The organism is Limnospira platensis NIES-39, from assembly GCF_026000695.1.
Classification (GTDB): Bacteria; Cyanobacteriota; Cyanobacteriia; order Cyanobacteriales; family Microcoleaceae; genus Limnospira; species Limnospira platensis.
Genome location: NZ_AP026945.1, coordinates 4,981,165 through 5,005,536 on the forward strand (window position 1 = coordinate 4,981,165; position 24,372 = coordinate 5,005,536).

Here is a 24,372-nt window from a genome sequence, read left to right on the forward strand (position 1 = left end):
GTTAATTCCATGTTGGCTTTCTATCTTCGCCGTTTTCAGAGACAACTCAAGCGGATATTCAGTAACATTTCACTCCGCACTATTTTAGTAGTACCGTTTTTGCTACAAGTAGCATTAACTGTCGGTTTAGTTGGTTATTTTTCTTTTCGCAATGGCGAAGCAGCCGTGCGAGATTTAGCATTTCAACTGCGCCAGGAATTAACTGCTCGCATTGACCAGCAATTACAAGCATATATTAGAATACCTCATCAGATTAACAAGTTAAATGCTGATAGTTTTTCTCATGGTCAAATTGATTTTTATACTGGGGATAGAATTAATGTTTTGTTGCAACAGATTAAAAATGCACCTTATATTAATGCCGTTTATTGTGCTGAACAAGAAACCGGAAATTTTATCGGTGTAAGTTGGAGTGATGAAGGGTCATTTTTTGAGTTAATGATTAGGAATGATCAAACCAATGGAAATATGCACTTATACGGTATTGATGTCCGTGGCGATCGCCTTTATTTTCTTCGGGATGCTGGACTCTATGAACCTCGTCAACGTCCCTGGTATCGATCCGCACAAGCCACAGGAAAGTCCGTATGGAGTGATATATATTTAGATTTTACCACACAATTACCCACCATTACCGCCAGTTTATCTACTTATGATCCTTGGGGAAATCGTTTTATTGGGGTATGCGGAACTGATATTTTACTGTCTGAAGAACTTAGGCACTTTTTGCAAAATTTAGGAATTGGCAAAACTGGAGAAGCATTTATTATGGAGCGTTCAGGTCTGCTAGTTTCCAGTTCAACTAATGATAGCATGATCCGTAAAATTGGTGATAATATCCAAATTCGTCAAGCCACAGACAGTGAAAATATATTAGTCCGAGAAAGCGCCAAATATTTAACTGACCATATTTTAAACTTTCACACAATTGAGCAACCCAAACAATTCGATTTTAAAATTAAAGGCGAACGGCAATTTGTGCAAATTTTACCCTTTGATGATGGACATGGCTTAGACTGGTTAATTTTGTTAGTAGTTCCCGAAGATGATTTTATGGCTACTATTAATGCCAGCAAACGCACTACAATTTTACTGTGTATTTTAGCTTTAATATTCCCGACAATTTTTAGCATTATGATAGCTAGATGGATTAGTCTTCCTATCTCCAACTTGAGTGCGGCAAGTCAGGCGATCGCTCAAGGAAAATTACAGCAAAAAGTTCATTCTAATGGCATTAAAGAACTCAGGATTTTAGCCAAGTCTTTTAACATGATGACTCAACAGGTGCAAGATGCTTTTACCGCCTTAGAAAAACGGGTAGAGGAGCGGACGTTTGAACTCCGATATGAAAAAGATAAATCTGAAAAACTATTATTAAATATCTTGCCAAAAGCTATTGCTGATCAACTCAAAAATGAACAAACAACCATTGCTTGCTCTATGGAAAATGTGACTATTTTATTTGCAGATATTGTCGGATTTACTCCTTTATCTGCTCGCATTCCTCCCATTCAGTTGGTGGAATTGCTAAATCAGATGTTTTCCCGATTTGATGAATTAGCAGATAAGTATAGTTTAGAAAAAATCAAGACTATTGGTGACGCTTATATGGTAGTGGGAGGCTTACCAATTCCCCGGGATGACCATGCAGAAGCGATCGCCAATATGGCTTTAGAAATGCAGCAAATTATGGATGATTTTAAGACTTGTCCAATCTTGGGTAATATTTCAGGTTGCGAACATTTTCAAATTCGGATTGGTATTAATACTGGTTCCGTGGTAGCCGGAGTAATTGGTATTAAAAAATTCTCCTATGATTTATGGGGAAATGCCGTTAACATTGCTTCCCGCATGGAATCATCAGGAAAACCCGGATATATTCAGGTGACAGACATCACCTATGAACGCCTGAAATATCGTTATAAATTTCAGCCCAGAGGCACAATTAATGTTAAAGGAAAAGGCAATATGACCACCTATTGGCTATTAGGTAAAATTTAGACAATCGCAAACTTTTATTAATCTCAATATTTATCTGCATTCACAATATGATATAATCTCAATTACTATTGGAGAATTATCAAATGATTGCCACACCCAATTTTGTCAATTTATCCCCAGATGATTACCTAGAAATAGAAGCAAACAGTTCTATAAAGCATGAATATATTGATGGGGAAGTCTACGCTATGGCGGGTGCAACTGATACTCATGTTACTATTGCTGGAAATATATTTGCCCTACTTCGCGCCCAGGTCAGAGGTTCTAGTTGTCGGGTGTATATATCAGATATGAAAGTCCGTATTCAAAAAGCAAAAGGTGAGCGTTTTTACTATCCCGATATTCTCGTAACCTGTGACCCTCGTGATAGAGATACCCCCACCTATAAACAATTTCCTAAACTTATCATTGAGGTATTGTCAGACTCCACAGAAGCCTTTGATAGGGGTGATAAATTTATGGACTATCAAAGTATTGATAGCCTACAGGAATATATATTAATTAATACCCGTCATCCTCGCTTAGAGATTTTTCGCCGCCAGGATGACAGTTGGCTATTTAATACTTATAGTTTATCTGAGGATACAGAGAACCCCACTTTTCATATTGTTAGCCTGGATTTTACCGAAAAAATTGCCGCAATTTACGAAGATGTTAACTTGAATAATCAATAAATATTAATATGATTGCTACACCCAATTTTGTCAATTTATCCCCAGATGATTACCTAGAACTAGAAGACCAAAGTTCTGTCAAGCATGAATATATTGATGGGGAAGTCTACGCTATGGCGGGTGCAACTGATACCCATGTTACTATTGCTTTAAATATGGCGATCGCACTTCGTAATCATCTCAGAGGTTCTGGTTGTCGGGTGTATATATCAGATATGAAAGTCCGTATTCAAAAAGCAAATGGTGAGCGTTTTTACTATCCCGATATTCTCGTAACCTGTGACCCTCGTGATAGAGATACACCCACTTATAAACAATTTCCTAAACTTATCATTGAGGTATTGTCAGACTCCACAGAAGCCTTTGATAGGGGTGATAAATTTATGGACTATCAAAGTATTGATAGCCTACAGGAATATATATTAATTAATACCCGTCATCCTCGCTTAGAGATTTTTCGCCGCCAGGATGACAGTTGGCTATTTAATACTTATAGTTTATCTGAGGATACAGAGTACTCCACTTTTCATATTGTTAGCCTGGATTTTACCGAAAAAATTGCCACAATTTACGAAGATGTTAACTTTAACTTACCCGAAAACTAAGTTCCTATTTCTAAAATAACGGGTGCATGATCACTCGGTTTTGGTTGGGTTCTGGGTTCAGTGTCAATGTAACAGGCGATCGCATTTTCATAGAGTCCAGGACTTAGATAATGGTGATCAATTCTCCAGCCTCGGTTGCGGGTAAATGAGGCGGCGCGGTAGTCCCACCAGGTAAAATGTCCGCCGTCTTGGGTAAACTTACGAAAGCCGTCTGCTAAACCCAAATTAGCGATCGCATCTAAGGCTTGACGTTCCGCCGCCGATGCCATAATATGATTTTCGCGGTTTTGAGGATTATAAATATCCCGATCTTCTGGCGCAATATTAAAATCACCACAAATACACAGATGAGGATATTTGATTAACATCTGTTGTAGATAATCCCGTAATCGGTTTAACCACTGTAACTTATACTCATATTTATCACTTCCGACACTCGACCCATTCGGGATATAAACATTGATAATACAGATATCATCAATTACCCCAGCAATTACCCGTTTTTGGTCGTCCAAATCCCCCACCTTGTCGGCACTCAAAATAGGGGTAAATCCCATGATTATAGACTCGATATTTAAGCGACTAAAAATTGCCACCCCATTATAGGCTTTTTGACCATAAATATAGACATGATAGCCCAATTCTTCAAAAGGCGATCGCGGAAAATCTTGATCAATAACCTTAGTTTCCTGTAAGCACAAAACATCAATATCCTGACCTTGTAACCAGCCCAAAACTTGGTCTTGTCGAGTCCGAATTGAATTCACATTCCAGGTAGCAATTTTCATATCTTAATCAGGGAATAAAACAGGTTTTTTAATTATAGCAAAAATTATGTCAATTTACAAATATTTTCTGGGATATTCTGAGAATATACCAACGCTGGTAAAGTAATTATAGGGGCGAGAATATCTCCCCTTTTATGGTCTCCTCCACCCACAAATTCAACAGCTTTTCCCCAGAGATTTCTCGATGTTTTGCGATCGCACTAATTTAGTCTGATCAATTGCGATCGATACCATAATATCTCACCGAAGATTTAAGGCAAAGATTCATCACGCCATTAGGTTAATCGCTGGTGAATACAGAAAGACGATCGCACTTTTGAAGCATCAACGAATGATGAAATTAGGCTTTCAGAAAATACATCTGGACAAATAAATTCTACTTATACTTCATGAGTGGCTAATTGATCACTAAAATCTCGCCAATCTGAATCTACTGCATTTAATATGGGTGGTTTATCGGGATGTGCGATCGCCACCGCCACAAATTGGCAATCGGATAAATCAAAACCATCCAGATTTGGATCGTTGGGGAATTCAACAAAATTATACTCGGATATTGCCGTAATCTGAATTCGTTCGCAACGCTGAGGGTTGTATTGATTAGTTAACAACCACTTCAAAAAAGCATCACCAACCCCCGGTTGTCCGCTAGAAGATAACTTCTTCTGGTACTCTTGAATGATTAACCATCCATCATCTAATACGAGAATTTCATTTGGTTGAATTTCTCTTAATCGCCGAACGCAATTAATTACACATTCCACTGATGCTTGAGAGGATTTACCATTAGCCACAATAACCACATTGGTATCAGCAATTATATACATCACGACCCTCTTTCCTCAATTTTTCGTCGCCTTCCTGCTTCGGTCATGGCGGCTAACTCTCCAAGTTCGTCACCCAAAAAACCATCTGGCTAATTATTAATGTTGCCATATTGATCGAGTTCCAAGGCAGTTATTTCTGATATTCCCCGATCGCTTGTTTGGCAAAAGTATAGCGCAGCATCTTGATTAGTTAACTGTTCTTCCGCCAGCCTTCGCTGTAAACGACGCAGCAAATGTTCGCTATGACTTTCTAAAATAATCTGTACCTTGCGGTTTTTCATAGTATCAATAAATATATCAGCCCATGCGGTTTGTGCTGAGGGATGTAGATGAATTTCTGGCTGTTCTAAAATAATTGTTGAACCTTTCGGAACGTAGTAGCAAAGTACCAGTACAGGCAAGATTTGTGAAACTCCAAAACCCACATCGGCGATCGATACTTCAGAAGAGTTCGAGCCCTGGCGAACCCGCACTTCGTAATCTTTAAGGTTTTCGGCAATTGGCTGAATATTAAATTCCGAAATTAAGCCTAAATCTCGTAAAGCTTGCCCTACCTTTTCCTCCATCATATTACTTTGGGTGAACGATCGCGAGGCAAGTAATGCGGGAATGGCTAACTCCCCTCGCTGTCCTACATCTTGGGGTTTTTCCCCTGCCCATAAATATCGCCGACGCGGATCGTCCCGCAATGGCCCAAGATAGTAGAGGTTTTGAAATAATTCCTCAAAGGCTAGAACGAAGTCAGATAAAAAGCTGGCATTTTGATAATAGCTATTGACGCGATCGGGAAATCGGTAATTTTTCAACGGCGGTGTGAGGGGCCAAGCCCGTCCGCGATTTCGCTTGAGAGAATAGCCACTATGGATTAAATCATATTCAGAGTCGTTTTGACTGGTGGCATTTATGTCTTGATCTCTGTCATTTTGGCGGCGCATTCCAAATTGATAGTTAATATCATTGAGGTTGAAACTATAAGCAAATTCTTCAACGGAAATACTGTCAGCAGTTCCCTGAATCGTAGTGGCAAAGCCCAGGGCAGAAATTGAAAATAATGTGCGATCGGGTTCGTTTTCTAAATCGGGAATTTCTAGTAAATTGGGCAGGTTCCAATCGACAGAAACATGGATTTTTCCGGGAATTTGATGCTTATGTAAGATGTCCGAAAATGTCCCTAAGTCAACATAAGCCCCCCTCGTTTCCAGTACCCGTTGGCGATCGACTGCTTCAACAGTTTGCTTCAACATCAGCAACAGTTGTAATATGGCAGTTTTTCCCGAACTATTGGTGCCAAAAAAGCCAGTCAAGGGGGCGATTCTGATGTCGCCAGTATCCTGCCAGGATTTGAAATATTTGGCGCGTAACTGGGTAATCATTTTTATGGTTGACGATCGATTACTTTCATTGAATATATTATCATCATTAGATGATCATAATTAGGGCGATCGCATCTATCTCAGCTTTGGTCAAAGCTTTTCTTTAGTCAGTCAACTAAACACTATTCGTAGGTGGGCAAATATTTGCCCACCTACCCGTAGATTTGTTACGTGAGTCCTGACTCAGCCGGTTGTCCGTTGTGCGATCGCTCAACATGGTGGCTTGGCATTAAATTTGTTGAGCAGGTTCAATATGAACCCTCGTCGAAATCTGGTTAAATGCTGGCTGCAAAACCCCGAAAGTATTTGTTAATAATGATTTAATATTAAATGGCTACACTTGATTTTATAATATTGGGATGGTTGCCCAAATCAAATGGTTTTAGAAGCCCGTGAAAAAATTGCTACTCAGTCAGGGGCAGAAACTTGTTTGAGTGCGGAGAATATGCCGCAGTGGCATTGCATTAATTGATGAACCATCGAAAATTCATCGATGAGTATAAACGGAATTTTGACCTTTTGGCTGTTAATCAAGTTTAGAATGGTTGTTTCTGCAAAATTTTTCTTAATAAAAAGCAGGTTTCAGTTATCACAGATTCGCAGGTTATGATTGGTGAAGAAATATTGTTTAGTTGATTTTTGACCCAACTATGGTATTGTTCGCTACGGTTTAAAAGAGCAACCAGAAACCCTGTGTCAATAATTACTGTTGGTTTCATTCTGTGCTGAATCCTTCTAAGTATTTTTTATTGGTAGCCAAATCGCCGGGTCTCCCTTCTAGACATCCGATAAATTCATGGGCATCTTCTAAAAACGATCGGCTTTCTGGGGATACATCTATGTTTTCGGTCTTGGTTTCTGGATAACGTTTTTTGAGAAGTTGAATGAAGTCAATGAGTAAGTCTTGCGCTTCTGGTGGCAGAGTTTGAATGTCGTTTTGAATTGGCTCTATGCTAATCATAGTTGTGATATCCTCAAAGAATTAAGAAACTAAGAAACCGGGTTTATTTGAACAGAACATTTTTTATGGTCTATCCTTTACCAAGGAAGTTTGAGCAGGCGATCGCACTCCTACTATTTAAACGCCAATCATCCATCCCGCTCATTTCCATACCAAGCTATTCCTAAAATGCTAACCTTCTTGTTTATGTTTCTTACGCTATATCCTGAACCTTTAGGAAAAATATCATATATATTTGGGATTGTTGGAAGTAGTATTTTTTAATTTTTTTCATCTCCCGAAATTCAACAATCGTCTATTAATATGAACGAGTTTTTTATGGGAATTGAAATTTTTACAACAATTGTCATATTTATATCCTGTTGTTTTAATTTTGTTAAGGAAAAACCCAGTTTTCTAATTGTAGTCCCGGAATGCGATCGTAGTGCCGAGTATTGTTGGTGACAACAATTTTACCTTCTGTAAAAGCGACACTCGCTATCATTAGATCGAAATCTGCGATTGTTTGTCCGATTCTACGCAGTTGTGACTTTAATTCTCCAAAGCGTCGTAGAGTCTGATCAGTTAAAGGTAAAACAGGTAATTGTTGGATAAAAAATTCTGCCCGAATGAGATTTTCAGTTACCCGACTAGAATTATATGCGCCATAGTACAACTCAGCAGCAGTTATGACACAAATTGAAATCTTATCCCAGCCAATTTGTCTAACTTTTTCTCTGATTTCGTAACAATTTTTCATCCAGTAAATGCATGTATCGGTATCTAGTAAATAAGTCACAGGCTATATTCTGAGTTGGAAATGCTACGGCTATCATAGATATCTTTGATGATTTCCTCATCGGTGCGATCGTCTTCCCAATCCCCAAATTTTTCCATAAACTTTTCCAGAGGATGTTCTGTTAATGTTGTTTCAGATTGTATATGTTGAGTTGACCAGTTAATCATTTCTTCTTTGATAACTTTGCGTACAACTTTTGTGAGTAGTGCTTCTAACTCGGAGACCGGGATCGCGATCGCGGGTTGATTCGTATCTGGTTGGGAGTTGTCCATAAAAAGCCTCAATTGATGATACCAGACTAGGATGATTCATTACATCTATTCTAGCGAATGATTTTCATAATTTTCTGGCACGCAAATATAATTCCTCACTTTCAAATTACAACAAGGAGAGAAGCAATCTAAAACTTCTCTCCTTTTATTCAGAGAACCCTTGGGAAATTAAAACTCTCCGGCTAAAGCCGAAACACAACGTTCGCAGATAGTGGGATGGTCTGAAGACTCACCGATATGGACAGAGTAATTCCAACAGCGATCGCATTTTTCGCCATCAGCTTTCACCACCCCAACCGCCATAAATTCCGACTCACTTTTATACTGCAAATCCGCCAGTTTATCGGGATTTTCCAATAGCTCCACCTGAGAACAAATCAACAGATATCGCAAAGCATCAACCCCGTTATTCTGCTTAAATTCCGCCGGATTTGGATTCATTGCCGCTAACTGTTGACGCAATTTTTCATCTGCCACATATAGCCGTACTTTAGCATCCAGAGAAGAACCCACCATTTTATCCTTGCGCGCCTGTTCCATCACCTGATTAACCTCAGCGCGAATCTCCCGTAATTTTACCCAAAACTCTGCTAATTCAGGCTTTTTCCAGGTTTCATCTAACCGAACCCAACCAGATTCAAACACTGATAAATAGGGGGTAGAATAGGGCATATTTTGCCAGATATCTTCGGCCGTATGACACAAAACTGGCGCGATCGCTTTCGCCAAATTTTCCAGAGCGATCGCCAAAACCGTCTGACAACTGCGCCGCCGGAAACCATTTTCCGCGCTAATATATAGTCGGTCTTTCGCAATATCCAAATAGAAATTGGATAAATCCACCACACAGAAATTCTGCACCGTTTGGAAAAAGCGGAAAAACTGATAAGTTTCAAAAGCGTCTTTCACTTCCGCAAACACTTCCGTCATGCGGTGCAACATATACCGATCTAACTCTGGTAAATCCTGATAGGCGATCGCATCTTTTGCCGGGTCAAAATCATGCAAATTCCCCAACAAAAACCGCGCCGTATTCCTAATTTTACGGTAAACATCCGACATCTGTTTTAGGATATTTTTACCCAAAGGTACATCTGCAGAATAATCCACCGAAGACACCCACAAACGCAGGATATCCGCACCATAAGCCGGCTCTTGTTGTTGATTTTTGCCCCCATTAATAACCACAGCCGGATCTACCACATTACCGATAGATTTACTCATTTTCCGGCCGTTTTCATCCAGGACAAAACCATGAGTTAGTACAGTTTTATAAGGTGCAATCCCATAGTTAGCCACACTGGTCAACAAACTAGACTGAAACCAACCCCGATGTTGATCAGAACCTTCTAAATAAATATCAGCCGGATAAGCCAATTCTGGGCGCTGTTTAGCCACCGCCGCCCAAGAGGAACCCGAATCAAACCAGACATCCATAGTATCGGTTCCCTTGCGGTATTTCTTGCCATTATTAACATAGGATTCCGGCAGTAATTCCTCAACCGAAAGTTCCCACCAAGCATCAGTACCTCGTTCAGCAATAATACCTTTTACATGGTTAATCGTTTCCTCATTTAGCAGAGGTTCCCCCGTTTCTTCCTCATAAAAAACCGGAATCGGAACCCCCCAACTGCGCTGACGAGAAATACACCAATCACTGCGATCGCTTACCATTGGCGTAATCCTATTTTCTCCCTGGGGGGGAATCCACTGCACCTGTTTAATAGCCTCTAAAGCCTGTGACCGGAAACCTTCCACCGACGCAAACCATTGTTCTGTCGCCCTAAAAATTGTCGGTTTTTTCGTCCGCCAATCATAGGGATATTTATGTTGATAGGGTTCCTCCTTAATCAAAGAACCCGCCTCTTGTAACGCTTCAATAATCGCGCTATTAGCATCTTTGAGAACATTTAAACCCGCAAACTCTCCCGCCTCCTCCGTAAAATCACCATTTTCATCTACTGGCGAAAGTATAGGTAAACCATAACGCTGACCTACGATATAATCTTCCTGACCGTGACCGGGTGCTGTATGAACCAAACCCGTCCCCGATTCAGTAGTCACATAATCACCACCAATTAAAATCCGACTTTCCCGGTCAAATAGAGGATGTTTATAGGTGCAATTTTCTAGCAGTTCGCCTTTTACCGTGGCTTTCACAGTTAAATTAGTCTCAAAAGTAGCTGATAACCTTTCCACTAATTCCGCCGCCACCAACAGATATTTAAACTCAATAGAACTCTCAGAATCCCCTTGAGTTTCTACCACCGAATATGTTAATTCTGGATTCAGAGAAACTGCCAAATTTCCCGGAATCGTCCACGGCGTAGTCGTCCAGATTGCTACTCCTAAATCCGGTAAATATGGACTCAGTAACTCTCGCACCGATTCAGCTAAACTCGTAATTCTGAAAGCCGCATAAATACTGCGGGAGGTGTGACCTTCTGGATATTCTAACTCCGCTTCCGCCAGGGCTGTTTTGGAACTCGGACTCCAATGGACGGGTTTTAGACCCCGATAAATGTATCCCTTGAGAACCATTTGAGCGAATACAGCAATTTGGGCCGCTTCGTATTCGGGAGTTAGGGTTAAATAGGGGTTGTCCCAGTCTCCCCACACCCCATAACGTTGAAATTGGGTTTTTTGTTCTTCAACCGTTTTCAGGGCAAAATCTCGCGCTTTCTCACGCAAAGTCATCGGCGTGAGTTGTTCCCTTTCTGACTGCTTCATCTGTTGCAGCACTTTCAACTCAATCGGGAGTCCGTGACAGTCCCAACCCGGCACATAGCGCACTTTTTGCCCCTGTAGAGTTTGGTAGCGGTTAATAATATCTTTGAGAATCTTATTCAGGGCGTGGCCTATGTGTAGCTGTCCATTCGCATAAGGCGGGCCATCATGAATTACAAACCGATCGCCCGGATTGTTTTCACAGAGGCGATCGTATATCTGGTTATCCGCCCAAAATTTTTGTAATTCTGGTTCCCGTTTGACGGCATTAGCCCGCATATCAAACTTGGTTTTGGGCAGGTTAACCGTGTCTTTGTAGGCGTTTTTTTCGGTCACGGCAGTATACTGAACGATTCTCTAGGGTTAGCAGTTTTCAGATATTTTAACTCTGTTGGGGACGGCTTGCCACAAATTCCCCATCGCTGTGTTTAGTTTTGTAACGTTCCTTAAAATAATCGGGCGATCGCCTGATATGATTAGACCTTGGTTTATATCATCGCTTTGGGAAGTTTTGGGAGGAACAATGGACTTTATTACCAACTTGTTCAGCAATGTCAATTTTGAACTGATCGCCCAGTTACTAATGCTATCGCTGATTGTGATTGCTGGCCCGGTGGTGATCGTATTGTTGGCGTTTCGTGGGGGCGACCTGTAGCATCAGACCCCCAAAATCTCTGAATCCAACGGAGGCGGGTGGGTTTTACCTACCCTCCCATTTTCCTGTGCCTACCAGCAGACCTACATCGACTCAAATTTAGTCCTGGATGTAATCCTGTCCATTCACTAAAGCCATTTCCGCCCGGACGAACTCCCGCCCCAGGTATAGGGCATGATCAAAACAACTCAGCGGACACCGACTCGCTTCTTCTGTGATTTTAATACCTAATTCTTTCGCCGTTCTTCCCCGGTAAATACCCATGGGAGTCCGCTTTAGTTCCCCTTTACACGGGAAAGGTTCCCCCGTGTCTGGATCAACCGCTAGGCCCTGTTCGTTGATATCGTTGCTATAATGTTCCGCACAAATTAAGCCCCTTTCTCGATCAATATAAATGATAAAATAGCCCGCCGGATCGAGTTTAATAAAACGCTGGGAGAGCTTGTCATCTAACGCTATGCGTTCTTCTGGAGATAGGTTGGTGTTCGTTGATAGAGTAGACACAAAAGTTAAAAATGCGATCGCTACAATACAGTCTACTTATTACTTTACAATATGTCGAATATTTAACCGAGGATTGTATTAATTTATACAGAAACCTCCAAGTATTAAAAAATAGTAATTGGCCATTTGCCACTAGATATAGCGTAAAACGAGAAATTTGTCAATACCTGTCACTAAATATATATATGGAGTAAATTAGTAAAGCTGATTCAAATTTCAGACATAAACAGACCATGCAAACCCTATCAACCACAACTGATACCCCCTTCAATCGCCAAATTCAGGTAATCCGGCGGGATGGATCGTTAACCCTTTTGGATGTGTCCAGAATTCGCGCAGTCGTTAACTGGGCTTGTGAAGGCTTAGATGCTAACCCCATTACTTTAGAAGCTGGACTGACCACTCGCCTTAAAAACGGCGTCACCACCAGGGAAATTCAAGATAACTTAATAGGTTGTGCCCTAGAGTTGTGTAGCCCCTCCGACCCAGACTGGCGGTATGTAGCCGGGAGGCTGCATATCTGGAATTTATGGAAAGATACCCTGGTTAGCCGTGGCTATCAATATGAGGATTATTGCCAAACCGTTACTACCAAAGTCAAAGCCGGTCAATATGACGATCGCTTATTAAAATATACCCCCGAACAGTTGAGAGAAGCCGGAACCTGGATTAACCCCCAATGGGATAAGGATTATGATTATGCGGGGGCGATTTTACTAACTAAACGTTATTTATTACCCCAGGAATTACCCCAAGAAGCCCTATTATCTTGTGCCTTATTATTAGCCGTAGTCGAAGCTCCAGAAAAACGAATGTTTTGGGCGCATAAATTCTATCAAGCGATCGCCCTGCGTCAGATTTCTTTAGCCACCCCAATTTTAGCTAATTTGCGGATTCCTAACGGGTCTTTGAGTTCCTGTTTTATTATCGGTATGGATGATAATTTAGAGAACATATTTGACACCATTAAAGACGCTGCCCGAATTTCTAAAAATGGTGGCGGTGTCGGCGTAAATGTCAGCCGCATTAGGGCGACAGGTAGCTGGGTAATGGGTAAGCCTAACGCTTCCGGTGGTGTAATTCCCTGGATTAAACTGTTAAATGATACCGCTATTGCTGTTAATCAGGGAGGCCGTCGGGCTGGGGCAATTACAGTCAGTTTAGATGTGTGGCATTTAGACATTCTCGAATTTCTGGAAATGCAAACCGAGAATGGAGACCAGCGCCGGAAGGCTTATGATATTTTCCCCCAATTAGTGATTTCTGATGAATTCATGCGGCGGGTGCGTAACTGCGAAAACTGGACTTTAGTTGACCCCTACGAAGTCCGGGTAAAATTAGGCATAGAATTATCAGAATTGTGGGGAGAAGAATTTGAGTTATCTTATCAAAAAATCGAATCCTCTTTAGATTCTAAATTAAAGCTATATAAGCGGATTAATGCTAGGGAACTGTTCAAAAATATTATGCGATCGCAAGTAGAAACCGGGATGCCTTATCTGTGGTTTAAAGATACTAGCAACGCTGCCAATCCTAACCAACACGAAGGATATATTCCTGGGGGTAATTTGTGCCAAGAATCTTGGTCTAACGTCAAACCAGGAGAACTCGCCCATACCTGCAACTTAAACAGTCTCAATTTAGCTAATTTAGATTGGCAAGACCTACCCAATATTTGCGAAATAGCCGTCCGAATTTTAGACAACACCATCGAAATTACCCACCCACCATTTCAAGCCAGTATTGACCATAATCAATGTTATCGCACCATTGGCGTAGGTGTCATGGGGTTAGCTGATTGGTTAGCAAAACGGCGCTTTTCCTATAACCATGTGCAGGAAATTAGCAACCTGTTTGAAGATATCGGATTTTACTGCACCAAAACCTCAATGGAACTCTCCAAAGAAAGGGGGGCTTATCCCGCATTTGCTGGAAGTTCCTGGAGTCAAGGCAAGTTAATTGGTGCCAAACCCGTCGATTGGTTTTTAACCCACGCCGACGATAAAATCAGGTGGAAAGAATTAAGCGAAGATATCCAAAAATATGGGATTAGGAACTCTCATATAACCGCCATTGCCCCCAATACCTCATCATCCTTAGTCCAAGGTTGCACCGCCAGCGTATTACCCTGTTATAGTCGTTTCTTCTATGACAAATGGGCTAAAGGAACCGTACCCATTGCCCCTCCCTTTATTAAAGAAAACTTCTGGTTTTACCCAGAGAATAAAACCCTAGATCAGCAAATTGTTGTCAAAGCCGTAGCCACCATGCAGCAATGGATTGATACAGGGATATCAATGGAGTTGATGTTTAACCTCAATCAAGGGGTATATTTCCCTGAAGAACCCGATCGCAGCCTGAAAGCTAAAGATATCTTTGAAACCCTCATGGCGGCTTGGGAACAGGGGTGCAAAGCCATCTATTATGTCAGGACAGTGCAGCGGGACAGCTTTCAAGAATCCGAAGATGCCTGCACAGCTTGTGCAAATTAGCTATAATATCCGTTACCACTAAACTTGTAGTCGGGGGAATCCTAAATTCTCCCGATTAGTTTCGTGTTGTTGATGAAAATTAACCGCTGATAAATACAACTTTTCAGCATTTATAAACATCAACAAAAACTCCCGTTTTGGATGGAAAAAATGACGCTTGTACTAAACTTTAACGGTCACAACAATAAGCAAATCAACAAAATGCCTCTCAATCCCATCTTTAATCCTGATGGTAATGATGATGTGGCTCACCGTTCAATGTGGTTTGGCGAGACTACCAACCTAATGCAACTTAATGATGTTCGCTATTCTTGGGCAGTCGGTTTATACAAGCAAATGCGCGAAAATTTCTGGGTTAATTAGGTAGCCCAGATTAAACCCCTTGAAAACGGGGGAACTCTGGAGTTGCATGGTTCGCCAAAACTGGGGATAATCGACAAGGAACCTTACCAAGTTGATATTAAACAAAGAAAAGGTTTTTTGGGCGCTAATTGCGATCGCATATGGCACTACAGACAATCCCGTGCCTAGCTCATAGATAGTGAGAAGGTGTAGAGACTATCCAGCTTATGGAGTAGGCAGTAAGCGGTTGACTGTCGAAGCGGGGGGCTCTTTTGTTTAACAAAAGATGATGATATAGTCCGATCTATGTGGTGACACATAGCAGCTTGAATAAAGCGGGCAACACCTAGCGAATGTTGCTGAACATCAATGACCTGAAAAACTGGACATCACCCAGGATGTTGTTGATTACACTAATTTAACCCCTGATGAACGGACGGCATTTGATGGAATTCTATCTTATTTAACTTTCTTGGATTCCATTCAAACCTGCAACATTCCCTATATCAAAAATAGTGTAACTGCCCCAGAAGTCAGCCTCTGTATGGCCGAACAAATCTCTCAAGAAGGAATGCACAATCAGAGTTATCAATACATGATTGAAACTATCATTCCTTCCGAACGGAGAAACTACGTTTATGACTTTTGGCGCACCGATAAAGTTTTACGCGATCGATGTGAATTTATCGCCGGACTTTATCAACAATATGTTGATGATCCCACCCCGGAAAATTACTTTGTCTCATTGATGGCAGATTACTTGTTAGAAGGAATGTACTTTTATAATGGGTTCATTTTCTTCTACAATTTAGCCTCGCGAATGTTAATGCCGGGAAGTGCCGATATTTTCAAGATGATTAACCGTTAATGTTAGCGGCTATTGTCAGTAATGATAATAGAAAACCCCTTGAATTCAGGGGAAGTCTCATTGAGATAATCCTGAGCGAAACCTATGCTAATTAGCAGAATGTTCAAACTATGTCAGAGTTAAAATCTGGCAACTGTATGAACAAGGGACGTGCAAAGACCATCCAGAAATGGAGTAGAGTCAAGCGACTCGAAGCGGGGGGAATCCTTCTTAAATAAATAAGTTAAGGATTGTGATATGGTCTGTTCTATTCGGCGACGGGTAGCTGCTTAAATTAAGCGGGTAGGGAGTAGCGACCCCTACTGAACATTAAAGGACGAACTTTCTCATGTGCGGTTATTCCAGAAAATTATCCCGGAAGCTATGGCAATTTTTCCCCATTCCCAAGACCGGATTTATGAAATGTTCGATGCGGCTGTTCAACATGAATGCCGCTGGACCAATCATATTGTTGGTAACAACATTTTGGGAATTACTGAACACAGTACAGAACAGTACACTAAATATCTCGCTAATATCCGACTGCGTTCTATTGGTTTAGAATCCCTCTATAGTGACCCCAAATACCAAAAGAGTCCCTATACTCATTTAGAGCGTTTCTCGGATACTAAAAAAGAAGCTCACACTAAGGCGAACTTCTTTGAAGCCAGTGTTACCAGTTATGTGATGTCTTCTGGGGTGAGTGGCTGGGATGAAATTTGAGGATTACCCACCACTAAACTGTTAGCAACGCAACCAAGACAGGAAGAAGCTATCACAAACCTTCTTCCTGTTTTGATTTCTACGGTCAGCCTCTGACGCGGAATTGCTACCATGAGTAATAATACTGAATGTTTCAGACCCATATAACCCAGACATTCCTCAACAGGTGTTCTACAATAAGATATTGCACCCCTGTAAAATTCCATTGATCCAATCTTCGAGATAATGAGAAAACTGTTTAGCGATTTAATTTCCAAACCAGCACCCCCAGCCCCACCCCAACCCAAACCCCCCCAAATTAAAAAACGCCGTGGCGGTATCAGCATTAAAACCCCCGAACAAATCGAAATCATGCGAGAGTCGGGTAGAATAGTCGCGACAGTCCTCAAAGAGATCTCACAACAGATCAAACCTGGTATGACTACCGCAGAAATCGACGCCTACGCTGAAAGGCGGATTAGGGAATTAGGCGCTGTTCCTAGCTTTAAAGGCTATCACGGCTTCCCGGCTAGTATTTGCATCTGCATTAATAACGAAGTAGTCCACGGTATCCCCCGTAAAAATAAGGTGATCCGTAACTCAGATGTGGTAAAAGTCGATACAGGAGCCTACTACCAGGGTTTTCATGGAGACTCCTGCATCACTATTGCTATTGGTGAAGTGACACCATCAGCTAGTAAACTGATTAGAGTGGCTGAAGAATGTCTGTATAAAGGCATTGAACAAGTCAAAGCTGGAGCCTACTTGCTAGACATCGCTGGAGCTATTCAAGACCACGCAGAAGCTAATAACTTTCAGATTGTCCAAGAGTTTACAGGTCATGGGGTAGGAGAAAACCTGCACGAGGAACCTTCGGTGTTTAATGTCCGCACCTATGATTTACCTAATGTCAAGCTCAAAGCAGGTATGACCCTAGCCATTGAACCTATTTTAAACGCTGGCTCTCGATTTACCCGTATCCTTAGCGATCGCTGGACGGCAGTTACGGTTGATAACGCCTTATCTGCCCAATTTGAGCATACTGTATTAGTGACTGAAAACGGCTACGAAATTTTAACCGATCGCCATCAAGTCTAAACAGATACCCCACCAGCCAAAACAGGTAAATTTTCCTCAACCCTACTAAATACCCCCTCCCTTGGGTCTAGGGTTGAGGAGAGATCCACTTTCCCCGGCTTCTGCTGATAAGTCATCAAACCTGTTAACTTTTATCAACTTTATAAAAATGTCAAATCAAATCCCAGAAAATGAGCCACAAGGGGAAGAAATACCCCCAGTATCTCCTCGACTTTTATTAGTAGATGATGAACCGGGATTACGGGAAGCTGTCCAAGCCTATTTAGAGGACAGTAATTTTATTGTAGATGTCGCGGAAAATGCTAAACTGGGCTGGGAATTACTACAGCAAAATCTACCAGATTTGGTAATTACTGATATTATGATGCCGGAAGTTGACGGCTATCAATTCCTGGAACAAATGCGCTCAGACCCTAAATTTAAAGCCCTTCCTGTGGTGTTTTTGACTGCTAAAGGGATGAAAGGCGATCGCATTCAAGGTTATCAAGCCGGTTGTGATGCCTATTTATCTAAACCCTTTGACCCAGAAGAACTTGTAGCCATTGTTAAAAACCTGTTAGAACGTCGAGCCGCCACCCGCCAAGAAGCCGAAGACGGCACCCCAGATATTACCGCCTTAGCTGGACAAATTGCCCGCATTGAAAATATGCTCAAGGGTAAAACTGGCATCAATTTGAGTCCTTCCCCCATTAAAATTGACCTAACACCCAGAGAACAAAGTGTTTTAGATTTAGTCGCCCAAGGACTAATGAATAAAGAAATAGCCAGCCGTTTAGAAACCAGTGTCCGCAATGTCGAAAAATATGTGAGTCGGTTATTTACTAAAACCGGAACTAATAGCCGCACTGAATTAGTCCGTTATGCTCTCGAACACGGTTTAACTAAATGAAAATACTTGGATATTTGTTAAGATTTATTGAGAATCATCATGCAATCTCCATTTTTTTGTTAGCATTCAGTCAGAGAGTTCAAATTGACAACAGTCAATCCGATTATGAAAACCTCTGTTCTGCATAAAGAATCAGTATCAACCCTAATCCAAACATTTTTACTCCTGGTGCTGCTGTTGAGTTTTTTCCTGATGATTAGCATGGCGGGCACCGTTTGAGATTAGAGATGATCGAATTATCGCGATGCACTATGCTCAATGACCAAAAATATACCCCGTCTCTTGTGAGCGGGGAGTTGAAAATTTAGAGTCGCACTAATAGATTAAGGCCGTGGGTATCGGTGCCGCAGGTGGGCAGTAAATTGTAATCCCAAGCCAGTTGTTGTATTTCTTCAGTAATTTTTGGGGTTGGATACCAGGGGTTAGTCCGGCGATAGCCATAGAAAACCTCAACGCCATCAATTCCCAGGCGACTGGCTTCGGGGATGAGTTCTGCTGCTGGGCGGCGATATCGTGCTGGGTGAGCTAAAACAGCTAAACCGCCGGCGTTTTGGATAGCGGCGATCACAGCCCGGGCTCCGGAATGTTGACGAGGGACTGAATGATGCTGTAAATAGGGATAGATACTAGGAGCATCTGGGTCAAAAGCATAGCCCAAAATATGTACGTCGGTTTCCAGGAGGTGGGCGTTAATTTCAACACCCGTCCACAGGGTCAGGGATGGGATGTTGTCTGGTTTGCAAGCATGACTTTTCCGGTGATTTAACCAATGCTGGGCGATTTGATAGCCCTCAGTGGTATGGTGGTCTGTGATGGCAAGTCCTTTGAGTCCAATAGCGATCGCCTGTTGAATGAGGGCGATAGGGTCAAGCTGTCCATCCGATTTCGTGGTATGAGCATGGAAATTGTAGGATGTGGGACAGCTATCCGCATCAATTCCCTGTAAGACTTGAATAAGTGCTGACCGACTCATAGCCGTAGACTCAACATATTGCTTCTGAGCATTTTCCCAAGTTTTCGATAAACTGGAGAAGGATGCAGAAGCCGGGACAAGATTGACTGACATAGCCGTCGATTTCTTAATAAACCTTTACCTACATCTACTGTATCGAATTTATCAGGCCTGATGTGGGATTTCGGCTGATTTAAGGACGATTTTAGATTTAAAATTCTTATATATACTTACTAATTCTTATATATACTTACTAACTGCCATTTTAGGGAAGGATGGGGCGATCGGGTGGAATTGCCGATGCCCATTTTTCCCCACCCTAAGCTGATGCTTCACTGTTGCGATAACTAGCAGCCTGATTAAGCAATTTAGACCAACGCTTCTGTACCTGTTTGGGAGTACATTTGAGAGCCACAGCGATCGCCTTATCAGGTTCTCCATCCCGTTTTAGTTGCAATAAAGTCCTTTCCGCCAGAGACAGATTATTCTGAAACGCCGCCCATTGCTCAGTAGTCATCCCCAGTTTTTGGTCTAAGTCCGCTCCCAACCACTCATGAACCAGTTTCCAGTTATTAGAGTGAGCAAACTTTTCGACATGGTACTTAAACCGCTGTTGTAAGTAGTCCCGTTGACGAGGGGTGAGATTAAGGGCCTTATCAATATCGCCGGCTTGCCAATCCTGAAGTTTCAGAACTAGATAATCTACACAATCATTCTGACCCTGGGCTTCCAGATATTGTACCAGTTCCGCAATTACGCGATCGCGCAATACAGCATCAGCCGGGTCAACCATCTCAGACACCATCAAATCGCGAATTTGCTGCATAGCGTGGGTACGACTTTGAGCCTCAGCTTCCTCGGTTTTGCCCCCCTCAACCGCCAATTCAATATCAAGAGACATTTCTGGGGGTTGACCTTTAGCAAAACCTTGAGCCCGCAGGACGATTAACCGTTGGCGGTTGCGACCCGGTAAACCAATCTGACGCTTGGCATATTGTTCTGTAAAAGCCATATATTCCGAAAGTTCTAACCTAGTTTGGGGGGTATAGTCCGCTTCGAGTTCATGTTCACGACGAAACGCCCGCAGAGACTCAATATAGAAACCTTGGAGGAAATCTTCAATCAGATTATACCGAGCCTGGAAATGCAGATTAGAGTTAAAAGGAGCCACATGGCGGTACACCATCGCTGCCAAATTGGAGTGCAGTTCCACCCGACCTTGACGGGAACCTAGACGATAGTATTGTAAGCATTTTTGCAGGCGATGACGGGCTAAATTCAGTTGCCAGGTTCCTACTTCCCCGGAATCTTGAATCCGCTTGCTTTTGCTGCAAATGCGATCGACTTCTATGGCAATTCGCATCATTACTGAGTCGCTGCTGGCTGGTTTCAGTTTCAGAACCTGCTTAATTTCGTCTAGGAGGCTGTTCACTACTGTTTGAGTATGTAAGGTCTCAACACTGGTATCTGACAGTTCAGGGGTGGCGACGACGTTGGTAGAATTGGTATTAAACATTTTCATTACCTGGTATAAGTTGGCTGTTGCAGAGGTTGAGGTGCAGGTGCAAGGTCTTGGCTGGCTTGTTTGTTTCCCTGTCCTGATTCAACTCTCTACAATTTGAATAGTAGGAGCAACCACATTCAAACAGGGTCTGAACTGTTCCACTCTTTTAAGTAACTGCAATCACTCCTAGGGTGAACTGACCTACTTATACACAATCACTCTCGGCTCCATTTCGCTCAAACTCCCTCTGCATAAGGATTTAGACATAAGCGCGATCGCTCCTGTTCCCCCACTGTTCTGCCTATGGGACTACCCCCATTTCGTAGACAGTTACCTAACTGGTTCCTTCTGTAGTCTTCTCAAATTGATGTTGGGTTCCACTTATAAAATTGATGTTGGGTTCCACCACGCTGACAGAAACACCCCCTGATGTTCGGTTCCACTGCCCTGCACCCAACCTACTTCATAAAAAACCCCTGGTGTTCGGTTCCACCGCCGTTATACAAAACCCTGGTGTTCGGTTACACCGCCGTTATACAAAACCCTGGTGTTGGGTTACACTCCGTTACACCCAACCTACTTCATAAAAAACCCCTGGTGTTCGGTTACACCGCCGTTATACAAAACCCTGGTGTTCGGTTCCACCGCCGTTATACAAAACCCTGGTGTTGGGTTACACTACGTTACACCCAACCTACTTCATACAAAACCCTTGGTGTTCGGTTCCACCGCCGTTATACAAAACCCTGGTGTTGGGTTACACTCCGTTACACCCAACCTACTTCATACAAAACCCTTGGTGTTCGGTTCCACCGCCGTTATACAAAACCCTGGTGTTGGGTTCCACTACGTTACACCCAACCTACTTCATAAAAAACCCTTGGTGTTCGGTTCCACCGCCGTTATACAAAACCCTGGTGTTGGGTTACACTCCGTTACACCCAACCTACTTCATACAAAACCCTTGGTGTTCGGTTCCACCGCCGTTATACAAAACCCTGGTGTTGGGTTACACTCCGTTACACCCAACCTACTTCATACAAAACCCTTGGTGTTCGGTTACACCGCCGTTATACAAAACCCTGGTGTTGGGTTACACTCCGTTACACCCAACCTACTTCATACAAAACCCTTGGTGTTCGGTTACACCGCCGTTATACAAAACCCTGGTGTTGGGTTACACTCCGTTACACCCAACCTACTTCATACAAAACCCTTGGTGTTCGGTTCCACCGCCGTTATACAAAACCCTGGTGTTGGGTTCCACTACGTTACACCCAACCTACTTCATAATTTGACTACACTGTTGCGAACTATCTGTGGAATGAAGGCTGGTTGACTAGCTAGTTACTAGATTCTTTAGCGGAAATAGTTTCCAGGTGAGGAGATGGAATGGGAACTTCCTCGACTACGGGATGCTTATCAAGGGTGAGATCGGTTTGTTGAGAACCTGATAAACGTTTAAGTAGTTTAGGTTTGGGATCATGGAGTAAGTAAATAATACGATCGCCTGCTTGCCAAGTTTCCGCCACTGGGACTACCATTAGCTGATCTTGACGCAACAGTAATAGAGGGAGAAACTCCCCTGAGCGAATCATCGCCTGTAAATGCGATCGCTGAAACTCCAGTCCCGGTTGTCTCAGCAAAGTTTCCCCCAACTTCACCTCACGGTCCTGGACATATTGACTCCACAGCTTCAGGGGGAACTCTGGAATAAAAGCCTGTTGTACCTTATCCTTAGCATTACTGTTAGCAGTTTTCTTTTGAGGCTCTTGGGGAAAAATCGCCAACACACGAGGAGGCTGGAACTCTTCCGCCGCCCGTTGTGCTAAAACTAGATTCACCTCACCATTGCTAGTCATAGCCAGGAAAGTCCCCATAGACTCAAGTCCCGCCTCTTCCAAGACATTCGTATCAAGGGCGCTACTTTGATAAACACGCAACCCCTCATCCTTAGCCTGTTCGCAAGCCTCTGGGTCTGTATCAATAATCACCACCGACTCATTGCGTTCTTGGAACATTTGTCCAATCAGGCGGCTGATGGGATTTGAACCGACAATTACCGCTCCCGTAGCTGTAGACGAGGTAACTCTTAATAGTTGAGCCACATATTTAGCCGTTAGTCCTTGGGTGACAACAGTCATAATAATCGTCAGGAAAACCAAAGCCTTAATTGAGTCTCCCCCATTCATTCCCCGTTGAGTCAACAGAATCGCAAACAGGGAAGACACAGAAGCTGATACAATCCCCCTAGGTCCTATCCAAGCAATAAAAAACTTTTGTCGCCAGTTAAGTTTACTTGATAGGGTACAAATCAAAACGTTAATGGGACGGACAATAAACATCAGAGCGAGTACCGTTAACACACTCCCCCACCCCAAGGCGACAATACTTTCTAAAGACAGATCCGCCGCTAACAGAATAAACAGCACCGACACACATAACATGGTCAGTTGTCCCTTAAAGCGGCGCAGTTGACGCATTTCTGGAACCCCCACAGAACGCACCACTAGACCCGCGACAACTGCAGTCATTAGCCCCGATTCACTACTGACCAATTCAGCAGCATCATAGAGCCCCCAGAGAGCAGCTAAGACGACTAAACTGGTGAGATCCTCAGACATAAACTTAGCTTGTTTGAGACTCCACCCCATTAATGCACCACCGACGACCCCGATAGTGGCACCAATTCCTAGACGAGTGATTAATTCCCGGAACAACTCCACGGGGTCAGCACTACCACTGAGAACTACATTAAGCACTAAGACGGCGAGAATAGCACCAATGGGATCGATTAGCACTCCTTCCCCTTCCAAAATCGCCGCCACGGGTCGATCAACAGAAACCTGTTTGAGTAGGGGACCAACTACAGTAGGTCCGGTCACAACTACTAAGGACGCATACAAAAAGGCGATCGGCCAGGGAAATTCCCCTAGCCAATGAGCAGCCATACCACCACCCACCAAGGTGATCAATGTTCCGACTGTTACTAAGTTACGGATACTCCCAGAAACAGCCCCTAAAGCTCTCAGTTCTAGGCTTAATCCCCCTTCAAACAGAATTAGGGCTACAGAAAGGGAGACAATGACTTCTAAGCCATCGCCGAGTAAGTTGGGATGGACTAGCCCTAAAATATCATTGCCTACTAGGATACCGAATACCAGTAGAAAGACAATGGCAGGAACTTTTAGATAGTCCGCTAAAACTTGAGCACCGATACCACTAATGATGGTTATGACCATCAGCATGGTGATCTCAAAGGATGTGTCCATAAGGGTTACTGTCGCACGATCAAAATATCTTCGGTCACTTGATATCAGACCCGCCATCAAACAGAGGGGGATTCCATCTACTCCAACAAATCAAAAATTGATTATTGTT

At 42.7% G+C, this 24,372-nt stretch carries 22 protein-coding genes; 10 read left to right on the top strand and 12 right to left on the bottom strand.

The features are described from left to right. Nucleotides 1-9: 9 nt before the first annotated feature. The 3 genes from N39L_RS24605 (at nucleotide 10) to N39L_RS24615 (ending at nucleotide 3,280) form a co-directional block, all read left to right on the top strand. A complete protein-coding gene (locus N39L_RS24605) occupies nucleotides 10-2,001 on the top strand; it encodes an adenylate/guanylate cyclase domain-containing protein (protein ID WP_006620184.1) in 1,992 nt (663 codons plus the stop codon). Between the two features lie 83 nt (nucleotides 2,002-2,084). Then, the gene (locus N39L_RS24610; RefSeq protein WP_014276663.1) at nucleotides 2,085-2,675 is read left to right on the top strand and encodes a Uma2 family endonuclease; all 591 of its coding nucleotides are present in this window, start codon (nucleotides 2,085-2,087) and stop codon (nucleotides 2,673-2,675) included. A gap of 8 nt (nucleotides 2,676-2,683) precedes the next feature. Further along, on the top strand, nucleotides 2,684-3,280 hold the full coding sequence (locus tag N39L_RS24615) for a Uma2 family endonuclease (protein WP_014276664.1): 597 nt from the start codon (nucleotides 2,684-2,686) through the stop codon (nucleotides 3,278-3,280). Here N39L_RS24615 and xth read toward each other — a convergent pair. The 8 genes from xth to ileS all read right to left on the bottom strand — a co-directional run bounded on the left by xth (nucleotide 3,277) and on the right by ileS (nucleotide 11,342). Continuing rightward, complete coding sequence (xth, locus tag N39L_RS24620) at nucleotides 3,277-4,068, bottom strand: exodeoxyribonuclease III (RefSeq protein ID WP_006620182.1); 792 nt, start codon at nucleotides 4,066-4,068, stop codon at nucleotides 3,277-3,279. The genes N39L_RS24615 and xth overlap by 4 nt on opposite strands. 380 nt (nucleotides 4,069-4,448) lie before the next feature. Beyond that, nucleotides 4,449-4,895: a hypothetical protein gene (locus N39L_RS24625; RefSeq protein WP_006620181.1), complete on the bottom strand. Its 447-nt coding sequence runs from the start codon at nucleotides 4,893-4,895 to the stop codon at nucleotides 4,449-4,451. Between the two features lie 89 nt (nucleotides 4,896-4,984). Next, nucleotides 4,985-6,268 (bottom strand): AAA family ATPase, encoded by a 1,284-nt coding sequence (locus N39L_RS24630; protein ID WP_006620180.1) that lies wholly within the window; start codon nucleotides 6,266-6,268, stop codon nucleotides 4,985-4,987. A 536-nt stretch (nucleotides 6,269-6,804) separates the two neighbouring features. Further along, on the bottom strand, nucleotides 6,805-6,987 hold the full coding sequence (locus N39L_RS24635; protein ID WP_006620179.1) for a type II toxin-antitoxin system VapC family toxin: 183 nt from the start codon (nucleotides 6,985-6,987) through the stop codon (nucleotides 6,805-6,807). After that, nucleotides 6,984-7,229, bottom strand: coding sequence for a hypothetical protein (locus N39L_RS24640; RefSeq protein ID WP_006620178.1), 246 nt, complete (start codon nucleotides 7,227-7,229; stop codon nucleotides 6,984-6,986). Before N39L_RS24640 ends, N39L_RS24635 begins: the two co-directional genes overlap by 4 nt. A 376-nt stretch (nucleotides 7,230-7,605) precedes the next feature. Further along, entirely contained in the window at nucleotides 7,606-8,007 is a 402-nt protein-coding gene (locus N39L_RS24645; RefSeq protein ID WP_014276665.1) for a type II toxin-antitoxin system VapC family toxin, read from the bottom strand. Then, nucleotides 8,004-8,279, bottom strand: a complete 276-nt coding sequence (locus N39L_RS24650) for a hypothetical protein (RefSeq protein WP_006620176.1) — start codon at nucleotides 8,277-8,279, stop codon at nucleotides 8,004-8,006. The genes N39L_RS24645 and N39L_RS24650 overlap by 4 nt, the downstream gene beginning before the upstream one ends. A gap of 168 nt (nucleotides 8,280-8,447) precedes the next feature. Beyond that, a complete protein-coding gene (gene ileS, locus N39L_RS24655) occupies nucleotides 8,448-11,342 on the bottom strand; it encodes an isoleucine--tRNA ligase (protein ID WP_006620175.1) in 2,895 nt (964 codons plus the stop codon). A gap of 136 nt (nucleotides 11,343-11,478) precedes the next feature. On the opposite strand from ileS, the gene psb30 reads away from it, so the two are divergent. Then, nucleotides 11,479-11,661, top strand: coding sequence for a photosystem II reaction center protein Ycf12/Psb30 (gene psb30 / locus N39L_RS24660; RefSeq protein ID WP_431619720.1), 183 nt, complete (start codon nucleotides 11,479-11,481; stop codon nucleotides 11,659-11,661). A gap of 99 nt (nucleotides 11,662-11,760) precedes the next feature. Here the strand turns inward: psb30 and N39L_RS24665 are convergent, their stop codons facing one another. Then, nucleotides 11,761-12,165 (bottom strand): DUF4346 domain-containing protein, encoded by a 405-nt coding sequence (locus tag N39L_RS24665; RefSeq protein WP_006620173.1) that lies wholly within the window; start codon nucleotides 12,163-12,165, stop codon nucleotides 11,761-11,763. 233 nt (nucleotides 12,166-12,398) lie between these two features. On the opposite strand from N39L_RS24665, the gene N39L_RS24670 reads away from it, so the two are divergent. The 6 genes from N39L_RS24670 (at nucleotide 12,399) to N39L_RS24695 (ending at nucleotide 18,535) form a co-directional block, all read left to right on the top strand. After that, nucleotides 12,399-14,657, top strand: a complete 2,259-nt coding sequence (locus tag N39L_RS24670; protein WP_006620172.1) for a ribonucleoside-diphosphate reductase subunit alpha — start codon at nucleotides 12,399-12,401, stop codon at nucleotides 14,655-14,657. A gap of 150 nt (nucleotides 14,658-14,807) precedes the next feature. Beyond that, nucleotides 14,808-15,020 carry a hypothetical protein gene (locus tag N39L_RS24675; RefSeq protein ID WP_006668400.1) on the top strand — a complete coding sequence of 71 codons (213 nt, stop codon included), beginning with the start codon at nucleotides 14,808-14,810 and terminating at the stop codon, nucleotides 15,018-15,020. A gap of 367 nt (nucleotides 15,021-15,387) precedes the next feature. Beyond that, the gene (locus tag N39L_RS24680; RefSeq protein WP_231852473.1) at nucleotides 15,388-15,867 is read left to right on the top strand and encodes a ribonucleotide-diphosphate reductase subunit beta; all 480 of its coding nucleotides are present in this window, start codon (nucleotides 15,388-15,390) and stop codon (nucleotides 15,865-15,867) included. 363 nt (nucleotides 15,868-16,230) lie between these two features. Next, nucleotides 16,231-16,569: a ribonucleotide-diphosphate reductase subunit beta gene (locus N39L_RS24685; RefSeq protein ID WP_006668402.1), complete on the top strand. Its 339-nt coding sequence runs from the start codon at nucleotides 16,231-16,233 to the stop codon at nucleotides 16,567-16,569. Nucleotides 16,570-16,794: 225 nt separating this feature from the next. Further along, on the top strand, nucleotides 16,795-17,646 hold the full coding sequence (gene map, locus N39L_RS24690; RefSeq protein ID WP_006620168.1) for a type I methionyl aminopeptidase: 852 nt from the start codon (nucleotides 16,795-16,797) through the stop codon (nucleotides 17,644-17,646). A gap of 148 nt (nucleotides 17,647-17,794) precedes the next feature. Next, a complete protein-coding gene (locus N39L_RS24695) occupies nucleotides 17,795-18,535 on the top strand; it encodes a response regulator transcription factor (RefSeq protein WP_006620167.1) in 741 nt (246 codons plus the stop codon). A 304-nt stretch (nucleotides 18,536-18,839) separates the two neighbouring features. On the opposite strand, the gene N39L_RS24700 is transcribed toward N39L_RS24695, so the two are convergent. The 3 genes from N39L_RS24700 to N39L_RS24710 form a co-directional block, all read right to left on the bottom strand. After that, nucleotides 18,840-19,601: a PHP domain-containing protein gene (locus N39L_RS24700; RefSeq protein ID WP_006620166.1), complete on the bottom strand. Its 762-nt coding sequence runs from the start codon at nucleotides 19,599-19,601 to the stop codon at nucleotides 18,840-18,842. Between the two features lie 205 nt (nucleotides 19,602-19,806). Then, nucleotides 19,807-21,003 carry a HetZ-related protein gene (locus tag N39L_RS24705; protein ID WP_006620165.1) on the bottom strand — a complete coding sequence of 399 codons (1,197 nt, stop codon included), beginning with the start codon at nucleotides 21,001-21,003 and terminating at the stop codon, nucleotides 19,807-19,809. 1,331 nt (nucleotides 21,004-22,334) lie between these two features. Then, a complete protein-coding gene (locus N39L_RS24710) occupies nucleotides 22,335-24,263 on the bottom strand; it encodes a cation:proton antiporter (protein WP_014276668.1) in 1,929 nt (642 codons plus the stop codon). Nucleotides 24,264-24,372: the final 109 nt, after the last annotated feature.